Genomic DNA, 18,563 nt, shown 5'->3' with positions numbered 1-18,563 from the left:
CCTCTGTTTTGCACCTCTTGAAGGAGGAAGGAACATGAATGTGATCAAGGACATCACCCAATTGATCGGTAAAACGCCGCTTCTGCAGATTTTGAATTTTCATATCCCCAGCGGTGTTAACATATATGCAAAGCTTGAAATGATGAATCCGGGAGGCAGCATTAAAGACCGGCTCGGAGAAGTGATGATTGCTGAAGCCGTCGATTCGGGAAAGCTGAAACCCGGTGGAACGGTCATTGAGGCGACAGCAGGCAATACGGGAATCGGCCTTGCCCTCGCCGCCAGAAAGCACAGGATTAGACCCGTTTTTTGCGTGCCCGAGCATTTCAGCATGGAAAAACAGTCGATCATGAAAGCGCTCGGCGCTCGAATTGTTCATACCCCCAGAAGTGCCGGAATGAAGGGTGCGATTGAAAAGGCACTTGAACTTGAGAAGGAGATTCCTGATTCTTATTGCATTTTGCAGTTTAAAAACCCAGTAAATCCATTGGCTTACTATAAAACGATCGCCCCGGAAATATGGGATGATCTTGAGGGCCGGATTGACGTCTTCGTCGCCGGTGCGGGATCAGGCGGGACATTTGCGGGAACCGCCAAGTTTCTAAAAGAAAAAAATCCGTCCATTAAAACGGTTATTGTTGAACCTGAAGGCTCGATTTTAAACGGAGGAGAACCGCACGGACATAAAACCGAAGGAATCGGAATGGAATTCATTCCGGAATATATGGACGAAAGCCATTTCGATGAGATTTACACCGTGCTTGACGAAGAGGCGTTCCGGCTTGTAAAAGAAGCCGCTGAAAAGGAAGGGCTTCTGATCGGAAGCTCATCAGGCGCCGCGTTGTTTGCCGCGTTGAAAGAAGCCGAAAAAGCGAAAGCCGGCACAAACATTGTGACAATTTTCCCCGACAGCAGCGACCGCTATTTAAGCAAAAAAATTTACGAAGGAGGAATATAAGATGAAGCCAAAAACGAAAATGATCCACGGCGGCATTACAGGAGACGAAAAAACAGGAGCGGTATCGGTTCCTATTTACCAAGTCAGCACGTACAAACAGCCGCGCGCCGGACAGCATACAGGATACGAATATTCCCGGACGGGAAATCCGACAAGAACGGCGCTCGAATCCTTGATCGCGGATGTTGAAGGCGGTGAAGCAGGCTACGCGTTCGGCTCTGGGATGGCAGCGATCACAGCGGTCATGATGCTTTTTAAAAGCGGCGATCACATCGTGTTGACAGATGATGTATACGGCGGCACATACCGCGTGATGACAAAGGTGATGAATCGCATCGGCATTGAAGCGACCTTCAGTGATACGAGCAGCATTGAAGACATCGAAAAAGCGATCAAGCCGAATACAAAAGCGATTTATGTTGAGACGCCGACAAATCCTTTATTGAAAATCACGGACATCAAGAAAGCCGCTGAAACAGCGAAAAAGCACGGCCTGTTGCTGATTGTCGACAACACCTTCTACACACCGTATTTTCAAAACCCAATCTCGTTGGGAGCCGATATCGTCCTTCACAGCGCGACGAAGTACTTGGGCGGGCACAGCGATGTCGTCGGCGGACTGGTTGTGACAGCCTCGAAGGAACTCGCAGAAGAGATCCATTTCATCCAAAATTCTACAGGCGGGATTCTCGGGCCTCAGGATTCCTGGCTCTTAATGAGGGGGATGAAAACCCTTGGCTTGAGAATGGAAGCGCATGAGCAAAATGCCAGGAAAATCGCAGCTTTTTTAGATGATCATCCGGCCGTCAAAAAGGTTTATTATCCAGGGCTGCCGTCCCATCCGGGACATGAGCTTGCCAAGCGGCAAAGCACGGGCTTCGGCGGCATGATCTCGTTTGATATCGGAAAAGAAGAGAACGTGGACATTGTCCTTGGCCGTCTGAAATGGTTTACGATTGCCGAAAGCCTTGGCGCGGTTGAAAGCCTGATTTCAGTGCCGGCGCGGATGACTCACGCTTCGATCCCGCGTGAACGCCGGCTGGAGCTTGGCATTACAGACGGATTGATCCGCATTTCCGCCGGGGTAGAAGATATTGACGATCTGTTGGAAGACTTGCAGCAAGCGCTGGCCCCGATTTCTTAAAATGGCTGAATTTACATGTCTGGTCATCTGTCAATCTATGTTATCCTGAATCATATCCATTATGAAACAAAAGCAGGTGATCATGACATGCAGAAGAAAAAAGTCAAATCGCTGATGGAAGACTATAAGCAGTTTGCTTTTACGCTTCTCAGCGTAAGCGCATTTTTATATATCGGATCGGTCATTCCCGGACAAGGTTTGGAAACCGGCCAAAAGATGACAATGATGCTCGCGACATGCGGCTTTTTGGGAGGAGCCTTCTATTGTGTGAAGCGCTCGCTTAAATATAAAAGACAATTAGATGAGATGGAAGAATCGTAAGCGGAGAGACTCAGAGAGGGGCTCTCCGCTTTTTTTGTTTGATCAATCCGTCCATTTATTAAAAAAACGGTTTACAAACAGGAATTTGATGGATATACTTACAAAGTAAACAAAAAGCAAAGGAGGTTGATGAACATGAAACCAGCACTGACTACATACATTAGACTTTGTGAACGCCAATATCATGATTCATCAAACCTGTGGGAGAGATTGTGCACTTCCTTAACCGATGCTTTTTCAGCACAGCCGGTCCGTTAGGAAGTTAGGCATAATCATACGCTGCTCCTCCCGCAAGATAAAGACTCGATTCGTTTTTATCTGGCGGTTTTTGTTTGCGCCCGCAGGTTTGTCAGATAATCTGCGGGCTGTTTTTGTTTTTAGCGAACTTGAAAGGAGGTGAGCGATGTGACAATAAATCTATTCTTCTTAACACTAACCATTCAGAGACGATTTAAAAGTCCGGAAGAGTACGAGCGAGAATACGAAATCGAACAAATGTACAACGAAATGAAAGACCTGCAGCTGAAATATCTTTACATGAACAGCCAGCGCTAGCTTAAAGCGCGAAAAAAAATAAAGGAGGAGATCAAGATGATGCATAGAAGGGAACTGTTGGCACATTACACTCGGGAGAAGGACCAGGTTTAGCCGGGGCTGAAACGAGTTCCGCATCTCCGCTTTTCTGCATAATATGAAGCAAGCAATTCAATGAATGCGGGTGAAAAGCATGCAGAAAAACGGCAGAATGCCTTTTATCGGCCACGGGTATACATCAATGCCTCATTCTTTCAAGCACGGATACGGTAATCCGTACCGGCGCCAAAGAATGGAGATGGCGCGCCAATTCGGGTATTGGCCGCATTATTGGTATTATTGAGAAAGAGCAGAAAACGTTTGTTTTCTGCTCTTTTTCATGTGGACAAACTGAATGGCAAAATAAAAAGGGGGATTTAAAGCCCCCCTCCTGTTCATTTAGCAGACGTAACAAGCGCCGATGATAATTAACAGAATGAATAGAACCACAACAAGCGCGAATCCGCCTCCATAGCCGTATCCGCCGCCGTATCCGCCAGGGTAGCCACCCCAGCCGCCGCAGCATCCGCCGCCGTAACCAAAGCCCATAAATAGCACCACCTTTTAGTGAAAATTCCATATATACTATGCATGGGTTTGAGTTGTGGAAAGGGCGGATAGACCAATTCATTAAAAAAACAGTTTTCTTAAAGCGAAACATTTTCAAAGCTGAAGCCGTCTAGTTATGGAATGTAACAAAAGAATGCAGTTATTTTTGCTAATGCTTTTAATATTCGGTTTATTGACCGATATGAGTGGTGAAAGGCCCGTTTGAACGATTTGCAACCTGAAAAACCGGGCTAATTAGATATTAAAGCAGGTGTTATAACGTGTTTGAACAATGGCTTGGAAAACAATTGCGGAGCCCGAGAGGCATTTTGTCGAAATGGGTCGCGTCATATATGGAAAACGGAAATCATGATATAAACGAATGGACCATCAATTTAATGGATGTCTGTCCGCATGAGCGCATCCTTGAAATCGGAACGGGAAGCGGCGCGGCGCTTTATCAGATCGCGGAGATGCTTGAAAGCGGCAAAGCCTGCGGCATAGACGCTTCAAAAAGCATGGTCAAGCAAGGGATGCGGCGAATCCGTCATATGAAAGAAGAAGGAAAAGCCGAATTGAAGCTCGGCCATGCCGAAAACATTCCTTATCCGGACCGTTCTTTTCATAAAGTATATTCAGTCCACACCCTTTATTTTTGGACGGATTTCAAACAAGCATTAAAAGAAATTTACCGTGTTTTACAGGTTGACGGCACGCTGTTTCTCGCCGTCCATCTGGAAGGGCAAATGAAAAAATCGAAAAAAACAAAAGGCTTTTCCTTATACTCAGAAGAGCAAATCAAGCAACTGCTTGAAGAAAGCCATTTCAGAGACATCACGGTACATATGAACGAAAATGACTGCTGCATTTCTGCGGTAAAATCGTGAGCTTTGTACGATCATCCCTTTCATACGAGAGGGATTTTTTATGTTTGATAGAGTTGAAACCGGATCTTAAATATCATATTTTTGATTTTTAAAGAAAAGTATTCCAATAACATAGCAAACATGGTTTAATATCAAAGTGAACGTTTTTACTATATTTTCCGGAGGTATTTATGAACAAAAGGATCGTGAAAAGTTCAATTGCTTTCTTTCTCCTTGTTGCATTGATTTTTGGCCAGCTGCCTCTACCGAAGACTATGGCGGCCGAAGACAGCGTTCCGATTAACGAAACCACACTGACCGGCGCGTCCCCAGTTGAAGCGTCATTTCAAAGCGATGATGAGGTGCATTGGTATAAAATCAATCCTTCAAATCAGGAAATCGCAAACCACACGCATTTCCGCGTTAAACTGAAATCAGATGCAGAGCTGAACATTTCCGTTTACTCCAGCCTGGAAAACGCAGCTGATCACCAAACGTTTGACAGATACAACGGCTACTCCTATGAAAATAATCCCGCTTTAATCGATTTTCCGATTGCCTGGAAAGGTCCTTACTACATAAAAGTAGAAAATCACCATGATGAGGAAAACGAAACCACTTCAATTACAGATATTTCTTACACCATCAGCTATGAAGGCGTCACCCTGCCTCCGGCAAACCAGGAGGCGGAAGAAGAGTGTCCCGCAGAATTAAGCGTCTCCGAAAGGGAAACCGGCAAGGGCATATTAAAACAGTTAAGAACGATCAGGGATGAAGTTCTTTCAAAAACTGAAAAAGGAAAAGAGCTGTCTTCCCTTTACTATAAAGCAGCTCCATTCATCAGCGCAAAAATGCTCTTTAACAAATCGATGAGAGACAGTGTCTACAAAGACTTGGTGCAGCTGAAGCCGCTGTTTTCCGATGTCGCAAAAAACGGAAAAGAGAGCGCATACACCATTACGAATGATGATCAAAAAGCGATCAGCCGTCTGTACGAAACATCGCGCGAGTCCGTTCCCGAGTCGCTGAAAAAACAGCTGGATCAAGTGGCAAAAGACATCGGCATCGAACAATTAACAGGCAGCAAAGTATCGGCTGTGCTGGAGAAAGCGGGGATGGCGACAGCTACATCAAGCGCCCCTGAAAAACGCTATATTGTAAAATTGAAAGACGGCAAAAAACTGGGTTCTTTCAAATCTAAAGCCCAATCTTCCGGCGTCAAGGCATTAGAACCACTTGGTAAAAGTAAAACGAAATTTAAAGATATGTACGTTGTGGAAATGAAGGAAAGCCGTTCAGCCGGATTCAAAACGGCGGCAAAGCAATATCAGACGGCAGCAGCCAAGATCGCCAAGATGCCTGAAGTGGAATTCGTCGAACAGGTTCAGCAATATGAAGCACTGTCAGTGGACACCCAGTATCCATATCAATGGTCGCTCAAAAATAACGGCAAAAACCGTGCTGCGAATGCAGACATACAATTTGAACAGCTTCAAAAACTGATGAAAGGCAAAAAGCTGAGAGATACAGTAATCGCCGTTGTCGATACGGGTGTTGATCATACGCTTGCCGATTTAAGCGGCAGCGTCAAAAAAGACGAAGGCTATAACTATATCAGCCGCACCGCGGACGCGATGGATGACAATGGCCACGGCACACACGTGTCAGGCATCATCGCAGCTGCGCAAGACAACCATTTTTCAATGGCGGGAATCAATGCCTATGCCAAAATCCTGCCTGTCAAAGTGCTGGATTCTTCAGGAAGCGGAGATACGGAACAGATTGCCAACGGCATCATCTATGCTGCCGACCACGGTGCAAAAGTCATTAATTTAAGCCTTGGCGGACCATACAGCAGGGTGATGGAATATGCGCTCAAATACGCGGCGTCCAAAAATGTGACGATCGTTGCCGCCACCGGCAATGACGGAGTGTCGGAGATTTCGTACCCGGCATCTTCGAAATATACGCTTTCAGTCGGGGCGACCAATAACCTCGATCTCGTCTCGGACTATTCCAATTATGGAAAAGGTCTCGATATGGTGGCGCCGGGAACCGATATTCCAAGCCTCGTTCCGGACGGAAATGTCACTTATATGAGCGGAACATCCATGGCGGCGCCGCATGTTGCAGCTGCAGCAGGACTTCTTTTGTCACAGAATCCATCTTTGAAACCAAAGCAAGTCGCAAAGCTATTGACCGAGACGACAGCAGATGTGGCATTTGAAGAACAGGATAATCCCAACCCGGACTATGATCTGGATGTAGAACCGGCTGCTCAAATCCCTGGTTATGATTTCGTTTCCGGGTGGGGGAGGCTGAATGTTTATCACGCAGCCAGCGTTTTTGAGCTGAACATGAAGGTTCATCCCGTTTTAAACCGCCATACGGCAGTGACAGGCACAGCCAAAAGCGGTGTGGCGGTCAAAATCTTGCGAGGGAAGCAAGTATTGGGCACGGGAACAGCCGGAAAATCAGGCGCGTTTTCAGTGAAAATTCCGGCCCAGAAGGCGGGGCAAGTTCTTCATGTCGCGGCATCGGGTTATCAGGCGGAAGCCTTGCTCAGAACCGTCGTGGAAAAAGCGCCGAAAAACCCTTCTGTCAAACGCATCACGAACAAAGATACTGCCGTAACGGGGAAAACGGCAGCCGGCTACACGATCAAAGTGAAAAACGCGTCCAAAAAAGTGATCGCGCAAGGCAAAGCGGATGCATCCGGAGCGTTTAAAGTGAACATCAATAAGCAAAAAGAATATGCCGTTTTGTATGTCTCCGCATCTGCTGATGACTACAGAGAAAGCGGCGATGTTAAAATGACGGTTGCTGATGTCATCCCGCCAGGCGCCCCGAAAGTTTATCCGGTTTCCGATAAAAGTACGGTGATTCAGGGAAAAACAGAAGCAAACGCGCAAGTCAGCGCAAAAGTAAAAGGAAAGACGATCGCTTCCGGTAAAGCGAACGGCAAAGGTGAATACAAGCTGAAAATCAGCAGGCAAAAAGCCGGAACGGTCATCAGTGTAACAGCAAAGGATAAAGCCGGGAATGTCAGCAAAGCGAAAGCCGTCACTGTGCTTGACAAAACTCCCCCGCCCGCGCCAAAAGTGAATACAGTAACAAACAAGAGCACGGCCGTTAAGGGGAAAGCAGAGGCAAACGCCGCCATCACCATCAAAGCAGGAAAGAAAACGCTTGGAACCGGAAAGGCCGATAAAAAAGGCGCGTTCTCCGTTAAAATAAAAAAACAAAAGGCAAACACTGTTTTAGCGGTCACTGCAAAAGATAAAGCCGGCAATACGAGCAAAGCGAGCATATTAAAAGTCAAACAAGCAAAATAATCCGATGGCAGAGGGAACTGATGACATATCAGTTCCTCTTTTTTAATCGAAATTAATATATAAGAATACTATTAAACAGCCGCACTGCCTCCATTCGATTTATGAATTTCAACTCATGTCAACAGTTGGGTCTATTCTCCCTTTTTTTGTTTTCTTTTAAAAAATTTTATATTAAAAAAGGAATTTTCGAGTGTTCTGTCAAAAAGTGAATGTATTGGAAAAAGCGGAATGAACGTTCATTCCGCTGGCTTGGAGGGCAAAATCAATGGAATCGGAAAGCAAATATCAGAAGATTATCGAGGCTTCGCTCGTCCTTTTCGCAGACCGTGGCTTTGACGCCGCAACCATTCCGATGATTGCCGAGAAGGCAAACGTCGGTGCAGGCACCATCTACCGCTACTTTGACAGCAAGGAAGACCTTGTGAACGTCTTGTTCCAAGACAGTGTGAAGAGATTTAAAGAAAAGATTGAGGAGGACTATCCTGAAGATTCAGCAGGGATAAAAAAACAATTTCAGCATATTTTCCGCTGCCTTTTCGAGTTTTCTCAGGAAAATGTCCATGCGCTTTATTTTTTGGAAATTGACAAAACCTCTCATTACCTGACAGAGAAAAGCCGTGAAGTCTTAAACGAACTGCTGGATTTCGTCTATTTATTTTTTGAAAAAGGGAAAGCGGCCGGCGTGATTCGCCCCTTGCCTTCTCACATCTTGTCGGCTGTGGTATTCGGGGCGTTCGTTCATATTCAGAAATTGGTAAGGGCCGGGGAAATCGAAGATCCTACCGGACTGATCAAAGAGATTGAAGAATGTTCCTGGCATGCTGTCAAACATCATGGATGAAAAGCTTTTTTCAAAACAGAAAGGATGATTTTCATGAACACGTTAAATGGAATTCCAATCCCTAAAACTTACGGACCGCTCGGCAACCTGCCTTTGCTTGACAAAAACAAGGTCTCCCAGTCTCTTTGGAAAATCGCGGATGAGATGGGGCCTATCTTTCAATTTAAGTTTGCAGATGCGATTGGGGTATTTGTGTCCAGCCATGAACTGGTTAAAGAAGTCTCTGACGAATCCCGGTTTGACAAAAACATGGGGAAGGGGCTATTGAAAGTTCGCGAGTTCAGCGGAGACGGGCTGTTTACGAGCTGGACGAAGGAACCCAATTGGCGGAAAGCCCACAATATCCTTCTGCCGAGCTTCAGCCAAAAAGCGATGAAGGGATACCATCCCATGATGCAGGACATCGCCGTCCAGCTCATCCAAAAATGGTCCCGTCTCAATCCGGATGAAAGTATTGACGTACCGGATGATATGACGCGGCTGACGCTGGATACGATCGGCTTATGCGGATTTAACTACCGCTTTAACAGCTTCTACCGCGAAGGGCAGCATCCGTTTATCGAGAGCATGGTCCGGGGTTTGAGCGAAGCGATGAGACAGACGAAGCGCTTTCCGCTGCAGGATAAGCTGATGGTCCAAACGAAGCGTCAGTTTGACAGCGATGTTGAGTCGATGTTTTCTCTTGTTGACCGGATCATCGCTGACCGGAAGCAGGCCGGCAGCGAAAGCGGAAATGACCTTTTATCGCTTATGCTTCATGCGAAAGACCCTGAGACCGGCGAAAAACTGGATGATGAGAATATCCGCTATCAAATCATTACGTTTTTGATCGCAGGGCACGAGACGACGAGCGGTTTATTATCGTTTGCGATCTATCTGCTCCTGAAGCATCCGGATAAGCTTAAGAAAGCGTATGAAGAAGCGGACCGCGTGCTGACCGATCCCGTTCCTTCCTACAAACAGGTTCAGCAGCTGAAATACATTCGAATGATTTTGAATGAATCGATAAGGCTTTGGCCGACAGCGCCGGCTTTTTCTCTTTACGCAAAAGACGAAACGGTTATCGGGGGAAAATACTTGATTCCGAAAGGCCAGAGCGTCACAGTGCTCATCCCAAAACTGCACAGGGATCAAAGCGTCTGGGGAGAAGATGCCGAGGCGTTCCGGCCTGAACGGTTCGAGCAGATGGACAGCATTCCGGCGCACGCATACAAACCGTTTGGCAACGGCCAAAGGGCATGCATCGGCATGCAGTTCGCCCTTCACGAAGCGACGCTTGTGCTCGGCATGATTCTTCAGTACTTTGATCTTGAAGATCATGCAAACTATCAATTGAAGATCAAAGAATCGCTGACATTAAAACCGGATGGCTTCACAATCAGGGTAAGGCCGAGGAAAAAAGAAGCAATGATGGTGACGCCGGGTGCTCAACCTGAAGAGAACAAGCGGCAGGAAGAAAAGCCTTCCGCACCGGCTGCGGAAAATACGCACGGAACCCCTCTCCTTGTGCTCTACGGTTCAAATCTCGGCACAGCCGAAGAGGTTGCAAAGGAGCTTGCTGAAGAAGCGCGTGAGCAAGGATATCGAAGCCGGACGGCGGAGCTTGATCAATATTCAGGCGACCTCCCGGCAGAAGGGGCTGTTATCATTGTGACGGCTTCCTATAACGGAAACCCGCCTGATTGCGCAAGGGAATTTGTCCATTGGCTTGAGCATGATCAGACAGGCGATTTGCACGGTGTCAAATATGCGGTATTCGGCTGCGGTAACCGGAGCTGGGCCAGCACCTACCAGCGGATTCCGCGCCTGATTGACAGCGCATTGGAAAAAAGAGGCGCCCAAAGGCTGCACAAGCTTGGAGAAGGGGATGCAGGCGATGATTTTGAAGGACAGTTTGAGTCATGGAAAAACGATCTGTGGCCGCTTTTAAGAACCGAATTTTCATTGTCCGAACCCGAGCCGAATCAAACAGAAACAGACAGACAAGCCATATCTGTCGAGTTTGTAAGCGCACCTGCGGCTTCGCCGCTGGCTAAAGCTTATCAAGTGTTTACAGCGAAAATATCGGCAAACCGGGAACTGCAGTGTGAAGAGAGCGGGAGAAGCACGAGGCATATTGAAATATCGCTTCCTGAAGGTACCGCATATCAGGAGGGAGACCATCTCGGGGTGCTTCCGCAAAACAGCGAGGTGCTGATTGAACGCGTTTTTCAGCGGTTTGGGCTGAACGGAAATGAACAAATTATGATCAGCGGCCGGAGTCAAGCATCACATTTGCCTTTGGAGCGGCCCGTTCATGTCAAGGATCTTTTTCAACATTGTGTCGAGTTGCAGGAACCGGCTGCAAGGGCCAAGATTCGCGAGTTGGCGGCACATACTGTATGTCCGCCTCATCAGCGCGAGCTTGAAGATTTGCTGAAAGATGACGTCTATAAGAATCAAGTGTTGAAAAAACGGCTGACAATGCTTGACCTGCTTGAGCAATACCCGGCCTGTGAACTGCCGTTCGCCCGCTTTCTGGCGCTTCTGCCTCCGCTAAAACCGAGGTATTACTCGATTTCCAGTTCGCCGCAGATTAACCCTCGGCAAACAAGCATCACCGTCTCTGTCGTAAGCGGACCGGCATTGAGCGGCCGCGGGCAATATAAGGGGGTTGCATCGAACTATCTCGCAGGCCTTGAGCCGAAAGATGCGATTTCTTGTTTCATCAGGGAGCCCCAGTCAGGCTTCAGGCTTCCTGAAGATCCTGAAACACCGATGATCATGGTCGGACCGGGCACCGGAATCGCACCTTACCGCGGATTTCTTCAGGCGCGCCGCATCCAGCGCGAAACCGGGATAAAGCTCGGTGAAGCGCATTTGTACTTCGGCTGCCGCCGTCCGAATGAAGATTTTCTGTATCGAGACGAATTGGAGCAAGCGGAAAAGGACGGAATCGTCCATTTGCATACAGCGTTTTCCAGGCTTGAAGGCCGTCCGAAAACATATGTGCAAGATTTGCTCAGAGAGGATGCAGACATGCTGATTCACTTGTTGAACAAAGGCGGCCGCCTGTATGTGTGCGGAGACGGAAGCCGCATGGCTCCCGCTGTTGAACAAGCTTTGTGCGAGGCATATCGGATTGTACAGGGAGCGCGTCAGGAAGAGTCGGAAAGCTGGCTGTCCGCACTTTTGGAAGAAGGGCGCTATGTAAAGGATGTGTGGGACGGCGGCGTTTCTCAACATAACGTGAATGCGGACCACATCGCAAGAACGTAAAACAAAAAGAGGCATTCTGAATTATCAGGATGCCTCTTTTTTAGAGTTTGTGATTTTTCCATTGATATAGATGAAAAGGTTTAATCCCAAGAACCAAACGAGCAAAATATATCCCCATTTTGCCGGCGTCTCCCAGCCCTCGAAAAAAGGCAGAGAATCAATGAATGTTTGCCCTTTCATGATGACAAACACCAATAACGCCACAGAGGTGACGAGAGCGAGCCCTTGTAAAATGAGCGTTTTTGCACTTCGTTTTTTCAAATCTCCCCATACGTACATCAGTACGAACACCAGGGAGACCATTGAGATGATATCATTCGCTGTGCCGTTTATTTTGAGCCCAAACCTGAGAAAAAGATTCAAACATGCAGATGCCAAAAATCCGTTAAATCCAATTGTTTTAAGCAAGATGATTCCCCCTCAAACCATTATAGAGGGAGATAAAGGAAAAGCCAACATGACAGGCTGCATTTATTCATTCTAAAAACGGCTGATCTTCAGGAGGAATCGTCATGCTGGCTTTGGTTTAAATATCGGCATGCGGTGAAGAAAGTTTAGCTTTTATTTCGGATCTGTGTATCGTCTTGCCGCCTGTTCCTTTTGGCTTCGGCAAAGAAAATTGCCGGATAAGCGGCCAAAAGCAGCAAGGTAATGAAGGCGACGATTCCCGGCCATTTAAAATGAGTCCAGAAGAAGCCTCCGAAAGACCCTGCTAAGCTTGAGCCGAGATAATAGCTCAGCAAATAAAGGGAGGAAGCTTGAACGCGCTGTTCGCCGGCCGTCTGCCCGACCCAGGAGCTTGCGATCGAATGCGAGCCGAAAAATCCGAATGTAAAGACAGCGATTCCGGCGATTTTCAGAGAAAGCTGAGGCAGAAGCGTAAGCAATGCGCCTCCCGCGATAATGGCAATCCCGATTTTCAGCATCAGCGGGCTGCCAAAACGGTCGGCTTTCTTTCCCATATAAACGGAACTGATTGCCCCTGCCAAATAAACGATAAAGATGAACCCGATGACAGTTTGAGAGAGTCTGTACGGAGGGCCCATCAATTGAAATCCGATATAATTGAACAGCGTAACAAAGCTTCCCATTAATAGAAATCCGAGTGAAATAATCGACAGCAGCCGTTTGTTCATCAAGACGGCAGAGTAGGCGAGGCTCGCCTTTTTCATGCTCGTTTTTCGCTTAGCGGAGTGCTGTGGCCGGGGCAGCAAAATCCAAAACAAATAGCTTAATAGCACTGATAATCCCCCGATGATTCCAAGCGCTGCACGCCAGCTGAACAAGTCTGTCAAAAGGCCGGTCAAAAGCCTTCCGCTCATTCCTCCAAGGCTTGTGCCGCTAATGTATAACCCCATCATTTTCCCGAGCCCTCGCGGATCAAATTCCTCTCCGACATAAGTCATGGCGATCGCGGGTACGCCTGCAAGGAAAAAGCCAAGCAGCCCTCTCATCACCAAGAGCGCCGCGAAGTTCGGACTAAAGGCGGTCAAGAGGCCGAGCACAGATGTCGCAAACAGGGATATTGCCATAATCGTCTTCCGGCCGAATCCGTCAGATAAAGCTGCTGCCGTGAGTAATGCAAAAGCCAATATACCTGTTGAAATGGATAAAGTTAAGCTTGCAGCTGCCGCCGATATGCCGAATTCCTCCGCAAACAGAGGCATGAGCGGCTGTGTGGTGTAAAGCGTGGCAAATGTCACAAAACCGCTGATGAATAAAGCGATGCTTGCTTTTTGATAATCTTTCGTATGCGGCTGTATGTAAGTCATGGTAGCTCCTCTTTTCCAGAATGACAATCTATGTTTCATGGTACGCTTTCATTTGTGATGTGTCTAATTTATAATATCTATCAATATCATGCATTCTAGTTATGAAGGAGCGGATGAGCATTGGAACTCTATCAAATTGACCATTTTATTGCCGTGAGCAGGCATAAACATTTTACAAAAGCCGCCCTGGAACAAAGGATTTCCCAGCCGGCTTTGAGCAGGTCGATCAAAAAGCTTGAAGAAGAATTGGGCGTCCCGCTGTTTATTCGAAAAACAAAATCGATCCGCCTGACAAAGTACGGCGAGCAGTTCCTTATCAAAGCGAAACAGGCCCGCCTTGCTCTTGACGAAGGCGTCCAGCAAATCAGGGAAAGCGTCAATCCGAATGCCGGGGAAATCTCGGTATCTTTTTTGCATACGCTTGGTTCACGCCTGATGCCGCAGCTGATTGCCGGTTTTAAAAAGAAATACCCGAATGTTGCGTTCCGTCTGTATCAGGCTGCAAATGAACATCTTCAGCATATGGTGGAGACGGGCGAGGCTGATATATGTCTCAGCTCACCACCCCTTCCAAACGAACTTCTTGAATGGACGGTGCTGGATACTGAACCGCTTTACCTGGTGCTTCCCGCCGACCACCCGCTCGCAGATCGGAAAGAAGTCGCGATCAGATCCATTGCCCATGAGGACTTTGTCGGTTTTAAGCCGGGTTATGGTCTTCGATATGTGTTTGATCAAATGTGCCGGGAACTGTCCATCAGCCCGAAGCTTGCGTTTGAAGGGGAAGAAGTGTCGACGATTTTGGGCCTTGTGTCAGCAGGGCTCGGTGCGGCGATCCTGCCGAAAACGGCGGAACATATCCATTCTCCGGTGGCATTTTGCCGAGTGTCAGACTACCGTTCTGAGAGGACGATCGGTCTCGCCGTTTTGAAAGACTATTATTTATCGCCGGCGGCACGCAACTTTAAAGAATTTGTCATCGAATACTATCGACGGAATGAGCGGCCTGATCAGCCGTAAAGCAAATAAAGACTTCTCATGGTGACAATTATCCTGTATATTGATAATGATAATTATTATCAATTGGAGGGTTGAACATGACGAAAAAGCAGTATTCTTATATATTGACCGTTTTACTCGCATTTTCTGTTTTTCTTTCAGGCTGTCAAAGCGGCCAAAAACAGACGGCATCAAAGAACGAAGCGAAAACAAGAGTGGTGAAAACAATCAACGGAAATGTCACTGTACCGGCCAATCCGAAGCGCGTCGTTACGATAGGATATGCCGGGACAATGCTTGCATTCGGAATCAAGCCGCTTGGAGAAACAGGGAAATATCTTGAAAGTCCCTATATTAAAGATCATATTTCAGAAATAAAGAATATCGGGGGAAAAGACGGTTTTTCAGTATCTGTGGAAAAGATTCTTAAGCTTAAACCCGATTTGATCGTATCGATGACAAACGATAAAAAAGAATATGAAAAGCTCTCAAAAATCGCTCCGACTGTCGTTTATCCGTTCGGCACGTTTAAAGATGCACGCGATGAAATGAAAACGTTTGGCAAGCTGCTCGGCAAGGAAAAGGAGGCTCGGGAGTGGACGAAAACGTTTAATCAAAAAATGAAAGCCGCCCGTGCGAAAATCAAAGATGCATCTGTACAAGGTGAAACGTTCTCTTTAATCGGCGCATATGCAAAATCTGTGTATGTCTACGGGGCCTACGGGTATCGGGGCGGAGAAGCGATCTATACGCAGCTGGGACTGACGCCGCCTGAATCTGTTAAAAAGGATGCTATTGATACAGCTGACGGATATAAAGCCATATCTTTCGAAGTTCTGCCGAAATATGCCGGAGACTACATATTTGTCGATGAATCATACAACGGAAAGCTTGATCAGGACAATCCGGTTTGGAAGTCGCTTGACGCGGTGAAAAAAGGCAAGGTCTTTTTCCTCGATCCGGACAGGTTCTGGCCGTATGATCCAAACGCTGTTCAGGCGCAGGCCGAAGAAATCGCGGACATGATTTCCAAGAAAGCGAAAAACGAATAGAAAAGCGGGGAGCCGAAAAGAATGATCCGGCTTCCCGCTTTTTCATTTTTCATAATGCTGAAATTGAATATCCAGTGTCCGGAGGTATGTTTGCAGGCCCGCATCTTGGATGGGGATGATATAGGCCGCTTCACCTGACTCATTATGGTGGGAATGCCATAATCCCGGCGGTGTAATGAAGGCTTTTCCGGTTACCCAGTCAATCCGTTTCGGATCGATGATTTCCTTTGTGGCCGGATCGATTTTGCTTCCGACTAATGTGTACGTCCCTGGTGCGGCATAGGCGACAAAATCGAGAGCCACCGACTTGTGGCTGTGGGGCGCTTGATTGGAGCCGGGAGGCACGATGCCGAACATCGCCCACAATACATGGGTGATCGTCAGCGTTTGATCGAATATATCATTGTTTAAAAGAACGGAAATACGGTTTCGGAAACGGGCGTCAGGAGCGGCGGCCGCTTCAGCCAATTTTGCTTTTGCCTGTTCAGCGGTGTAGATGGTTGGTTGAAAGCGGGATTCCGACGGCTTTACGCCCAAATAATGCAGGAGAGGTGAATCGGTGATGTAATAAATGGCTGCATCTTCTGCTGCGGTATGCTGGCTGCTTGAACCGGCAGGCAAAGTCAAAAAATCGCCTTTCTGCCAGTGAATCGTATCTTCGCCCGCTTCGGTACGCCCTGCGCCGCTGACAATGTAATATAGTTCGCTTGTCGCGCGGGGGGCGGTGTGAATCGTGTCGCCCGAACGAATCTTGATGAAGTGGGCGAGAAGGGAAGGGCTTGAAGCGGGATATTCCGTCTTCAGTTCTTCTGAGATGTCCAGCGGGATGATCCGCGTTTCACCTGTTTCATACAATTCAGGTCCGAACTCTTTCACAGGAATCGGACTGATTATTCCGCTTCCAATCGGGTCAGAGGCAGTGGTATACTCGAAAAAACGGGCATGTTTCGTCAAATGCTCGGCTCGGGTTTCAAATTGAGAATGCATTGAAAAACCTCCTGTTATTTTTTGATAATTCAATCATATCTCATTTGGAAGATGATAGTAAACCATTACATTGATAGAAACAGATACGGAAAAGAGGGATTGGATTGGGAAAAGGATTGAACGGCAGAAGAATTGCCATCGGAGCATCGCGAAAAACGGATGAAATGAGCACATTAATCAAAAAGCAAGGCGGGGTTCCCGTCGTACGTTCCCTTCAGGGTACCGTGTTTTTGGCCGAAAAAGAAGTAGGTCCTGATTTGCAAGCCTTTGTTGAAACGGGAGCCGACTGGGTGATTTTCACGACCGGAATCGGGACGGAGACGCTTGTCAACCTAGCTGATAAACTGGGGATCGGTGAGCGCTATTTACAAGCGATCCGCGGGGCGAAGGCGGCATCGAGAGGCTACAAAACAATCGCCGCATTAAAAAAGCTCGGCATTACGCCGGTTGCGGCGGATGAAGACGGCACCACCAAAGGACTGATCGACTCGCTTCAATCCCACGATTTTTCCGGGAAACGGGTGATGGTCCAGCTTCACGGCGAAAACGCACCGTCACTGCTTCAGTTTTTGGAAGAGAAAGGTGCAGCTGTTTTTCCGCTTCTGCCGTATCGCCATGTTGCACCGGACCGGGAAACCGTCGCTTTATTGTGCAGCGAGGTCATCAACCGTGAAGTGGATGCGGTTTGCTTTACAACAGCCGTCCAAGTCCGCTCGCTTTTTCATTTTGCGAAAGAAAACGGCTATGCGGAGAAAATTGTCCAATCTTTTCAAGACAGCGTGTTGGCAGCCGCTGTCGGAAAAGTGACGGCAGAAGCTTTAAGAGAAGAAGGAGTTGAACGCCTGCTCGCTCCCGGCCTCGAACGAATGGGAGCGATGATTGTGGAGCTGGCCCGGTTTTATGAAACGGAAGAGGAAATCAAAACACAGTAAGTGCGAAGGAAATCAGCAGATTGGGGCGTGAGAGTCTCCTTGAGAGGCGCTGTCATGTATGCAGACCCAAAAGGAAAAAAGCCGCAGACACAGCTTGCCGTGCGGCTATCATTTTCTGGGCCGTGATACTTTTTGTGCATCATGCTTTTGAATATGTTGATCGTGAGCCGTTGATGTCAAATTTTTCTGTTTTGCTGGGTTTGAGTCTCACCGTGTTTTTTGACGGAAAGCCTGGTCAAACGGTTTGCAGCCGCAAAAACAAGAAAAACGCTTCGCCGATGAGCCGAAGCGTTTTTTGCTTTATAAAACAAATTGATCTGAAACGAATACCGCGCCGTCTTCATTAAAAATCCGGACAGGCTTTGTTCCGATGACCCGGATGTCTGAAATGCTTGCGGCGATTCCCGTTTCTTCCGGCAAAGCGATGACGGGAGTGTCTAAAACATGCCTATACCTTTTAATCAGCGGATCATGTTCAACCTTGTAGTGGCACCAAACCGCATAGTCTCCCAGAAGCTTTAATCCGTTAAAATCGCGCAATCAGCAAGCATTGCGGTCCATATAAAAGCAAGTCATGATGTTCTTTCCGAGAATGACGGCGCCTGCGCTTCCGCCGTAAATGACGCCGCCGCTTTCGGCATAGCGCTTTAAAACCTCGATAAAGTGTGATTCAATGAATTGTTTGAGCAGACGAAACGTATTTCCTCCGCCAATATATACGGCAGAAAATGCGTCTAAATCGTGCACGGTTTTGCCTTTGATATCCGTCCACATCACGATATTTTTAACGCCGAGCGGGTGAAAGAGCCGGCTGATCCAATCGAAGCCTTCATCATACCTGTCGGCGTCCATGGCAATCGGAATATACAACAAAGGCTTATGCGGGCAGAGGCTCCCGGCAAAATACCGATCCAGCCGTTCAGTTTGGTGCGCATCTCCGCCTCCGGAAAGAAACCATTTTCCCATCCTGACCTCC

The 18,563-nt window shown here is 47.5% G+C and carries 18 protein-coding genes; 12 read left to right on the top strand and 6 right to left on the bottom strand.

Features of this window, described 5'->3' with window-relative positions; translation table 11 throughout:
* Positions 1 to 34 precede the first annotated feature (34 nt).
* The 5 genes from CP943_RS14960 (at position 35) to CP943_RS22320 (ending at position 3,300) form a co-directional block, all read left to right on the top strand.
* Positions 35 to 958, top strand: coding sequence for a PLP-dependent cysteine synthase family protein (locus CP943_RS14960; protein ID WP_020452383.1), 924 nt, complete (start codon positions 35 to 37; stop codon positions 956 to 958).
* Between the two features lies 1 nt (position 959).
* Complete coding sequence (locus CP943_RS14955) at positions 960 to 2,102, top strand: bifunctional cystathionine gamma-lyase/homocysteine desulfhydrase (protein WP_020452382.1); 1,143 nt, start codon at positions 960 to 962, stop codon at positions 2,100 to 2,102.
* A gap of 87 nt (positions 2,103 to 2,189) precedes the next feature.
* Entirely contained in the window at positions 2,190 to 2,423 is a 234-nt protein-coding gene (locus CP943_RS14950) for a YrhC family protein (RefSeq protein WP_011198155.1), read from the top strand.
* 405 nt (positions 2,424 to 2,828) lie between these two features.
* Positions 2,829 to 2,978: a YrzI family small protein gene (locus CP943_RS14945; protein WP_020452381.1), complete on the top strand. Its 150-nt coding sequence runs from the start codon at positions 2,829 to 2,831 to the stop codon at positions 2,976 to 2,978.
* Positions 2,979 to 3,150: 172 nt separating this feature from the next.
* On the top strand, positions 3,151 to 3,300 hold the full coding sequence (locus tag CP943_RS22320) for a hypothetical protein (protein WP_164468297.1): 150 nt from the start codon (positions 3,151 to 3,153) through the stop codon (positions 3,298 to 3,300).
* A 95-nt stretch (positions 3,301 to 3,395) separates the two neighbouring features.
* Here CP943_RS22320 and CP943_RS14940 read toward each other — a convergent pair whose 3' ends face one another.
* Positions 3,396 to 3,545: a YjcZ family sporulation protein gene (locus tag CP943_RS14940; protein ID WP_003183876.1), complete on the bottom strand. Its 150-nt coding sequence runs from the start codon at positions 3,543 to 3,545 to the stop codon at positions 3,396 to 3,398.
* Positions 3,546 to 3,826: 281 nt separating this feature from the next.
* Here CP943_RS14940 and CP943_RS14935 point away from each other — a divergent pair, with 281 nt between their 5' ends.
* From CP943_RS14935 to CP943_RS14920, 4 genes are all read left to right on the top strand, one after another.
* A complete protein-coding gene (locus CP943_RS14935; RefSeq protein WP_025811068.1) occupies positions 3,827 to 4,432 on the top strand; it encodes a class I SAM-dependent methyltransferase in 606 nt (201 codons plus the stop codon).
* Positions 4,433 to 4,602: 170 nt separating this feature from the next.
* Complete coding sequence (locus CP943_RS14930; protein WP_105981113.1) at positions 4,603 to 7,746, top strand: S8 family peptidase; 3,144 nt, start codon at positions 4,603 to 4,605, stop codon at positions 7,744 to 7,746.
* Positions 7,747 to 8,011: 265 nt separating this feature from the next.
* Positions 8,012 to 8,587: a TetR/AcrR family transcriptional regulator gene (locus CP943_RS14925; protein ID WP_023855364.1), complete on the top strand. Its 576-nt coding sequence runs from the start codon at positions 8,012 to 8,014 to the stop codon at positions 8,585 to 8,587.
* A gap of 33 nt (positions 8,588 to 8,620) precedes the next feature.
* Positions 8,621 to 11,845, top strand: a complete 3,225-nt coding sequence (locus tag CP943_RS14920) for a bifunctional cytochrome P450/NADPH--P450 reductase (protein ID WP_105981112.1) — start codon at positions 8,621 to 8,623, stop codon at positions 11,843 to 11,845.
* Between the two features lie 24 nt (positions 11,846 to 11,869).
* On the opposite strand, the gene CP943_RS14915 is transcribed toward CP943_RS14920, so the two are convergent.
* Together CP943_RS14915 and CP943_RS14910 are read right to left on the bottom strand one after the other, a co-directional pair.
* Complete coding sequence (locus CP943_RS14915; RefSeq protein WP_039072889.1) at positions 11,870 to 12,253, bottom strand: YoqO family protein; 384 nt, start codon at positions 12,251 to 12,253, stop codon at positions 11,870 to 11,872.
* 146 nt (positions 12,254 to 12,399) lie between these two features.
* Positions 12,400 to 13,617 carry an MFS transporter gene (locus tag CP943_RS14910; protein ID WP_025811072.1) on the bottom strand — a complete coding sequence of 406 codons (1,218 nt, stop codon included), beginning with the start codon at positions 13,615 to 13,617 and terminating at the stop codon, positions 12,400 to 12,402.
* A 120-nt stretch (positions 13,618 to 13,737) separates the two neighbouring features.
* On the opposite strand from CP943_RS14910, the gene CP943_RS14905 reads away from it, so the two are divergent.
* Positions 13,738 to 14,637, top strand: a complete 900-nt coding sequence (locus CP943_RS14905; RefSeq protein ID WP_020452373.1) for a LysR family transcriptional regulator — start codon at positions 13,738 to 13,740, stop codon at positions 14,635 to 14,637.
* A gap of 77 nt (positions 14,638 to 14,714) precedes the next feature.
* On the top strand, positions 14,715 to 15,668 hold the full coding sequence (locus tag CP943_RS14900) for an iron-hydroxamate ABC transporter substrate-binding protein (protein WP_020452372.1): 954 nt from the start codon (positions 14,715 to 14,717) through the stop codon (positions 15,666 to 15,668).
* Between the two features lie 42 nt (positions 15,669 to 15,710).
* Here CP943_RS14900 and CP943_RS14895 read toward each other — a convergent pair whose 3' ends face one another.
* Positions 15,711 to 16,655, bottom strand: a complete 945-nt coding sequence (locus CP943_RS14895) for a cupin domain-containing protein (RefSeq protein WP_020452371.1) — start codon at positions 16,653 to 16,655, stop codon at positions 15,711 to 15,713.
* Between the two features lie 104 nt (positions 16,656 to 16,759).
* On the opposite strand from CP943_RS14895, the gene CP943_RS14890 reads away from it, so the two are divergent.
* Positions 16,760 to 17,587: a uroporphyrinogen-III synthase gene (locus CP943_RS14890; RefSeq protein ID WP_025811074.1), complete on the top strand. Its 828-nt coding sequence runs from the start codon at positions 16,760 to 16,762 to the stop codon at positions 17,585 to 17,587.
* Positions 17,588 to 17,887: 300 nt separating this feature from the next.
* Here the strand turns inward: CP943_RS14890 and CP943_RS22720 are convergent, their stop codons facing one another.
* Positions 17,888 to 18,127 (bottom strand): type 1 glutamine amidotransferase family protein, encoded by a 240-nt coding sequence (locus CP943_RS22720; protein WP_234026545.1) that lies wholly within the window; start codon positions 18,125 to 18,127, stop codon positions 17,888 to 17,890.
* The gene (locus CP943_RS22715; RefSeq protein WP_234026544.1) at positions 18,128 to 18,553 is read right to left on the bottom strand and encodes a Type 1 glutamine amidotransferase-like domain-containing protein; all 426 of its coding nucleotides are present in this window, start codon (positions 18,551 to 18,553) and stop codon (positions 18,128 to 18,130) included. It abuts the gene before it with no gap.
* Positions 18,554 to 18,563: the final 10 nt, after the last annotated feature.

The organism is Bacillus paralicheniformis, assembly GCF_002993925.1.
GTDB lineage: Bacteria > Bacillota > Bacilli > Bacillales > Bacillaceae > Bacillus > Bacillus paralicheniformis.
Note: the sequence above shows the minus strand (reverse complement) of the source record. Positions and strands in the feature narration are given on the sequence as shown.

Excerpts from the sequence above, each read along its gene's own strand:
- CP943_RS14955 (WP_020452382.1), top strand. The coding sequence starts at position 960 with ATGAAGCCAAAAACGAAAATGATCCACGGCGGCATTACAGGAGACGAA.
- CP943_RS22320 (WP_164468297.1), top strand. The coding sequence starts at position 3,151 with ATGCAGAAAAACGGCAGAATGCCTTTTATCGGCCACGGGTATACATCA.
- CP943_RS22715 (WP_234026544.1), bottom strand. The coding sequence starts at position 18,553 with ATGGGAAAATGGTTTCTTTCCGGAGGCGGAGATGCGCACCAAACTGAA.
- CP943_RS14895 (WP_020452371.1), bottom strand. The coding sequence starts at position 16,655 with ATGCATTCTCAATTTGAAACCCGAGCCGAGCATTTGACGAAACATGCC.
- CP943_RS14900 (WP_020452372.1), top strand. The coding sequence starts at position 14,715 with ATGACGAAAAAGCAGTATTCTTATATATTGACCGTTTTACTCGCATTT.
- CP943_RS14920 (WP_105981112.1), top strand. The coding sequence starts at position 8,621 with ATGAACACGTTAAATGGAATTCCAATCCCTAAAACTTACGGACCGCTC.
- CP943_RS14940 (WP_003183876.1), bottom strand. The coding sequence starts at position 3,545 with ATGGGCTTTGGTTACGGCGGCGGATGCTGCGGCGGCTGGGGTGGCTAC.
- CP943_RS14925 (WP_023855364.1), top strand. The coding sequence starts at position 8,012 with ATGGAATCGGAAAGCAAATATCAGAAGATTATCGAGGCTTCGCTCGTC.
- CP943_RS14960 (WP_020452383.1), top strand. The coding sequence starts at position 35 with ATGAATGTGATCAAGGACATCACCCAATTGATCGGTAAAACGCCGCTT.
- CP943_RS14910 (WP_025811072.1), bottom strand. The coding sequence starts at position 13,617 with ATGACTTACATACAGCCGCATACGAAAGATTATCAAAAAGCAAGCATC.
- CP943_RS14930 (WP_105981113.1), top strand. The coding sequence starts at position 4,603 with ATGAACAAAAGGATCGTGAAAAGTTCAATTGCTTTCTTTCTCCTTGTT.
- CP943_RS14950 (WP_011198155.1), top strand. The coding sequence starts at position 2,190 with ATGCAGAAGAAAAAAGTCAAATCGCTGATGGAAGACTATAAGCAGTTT.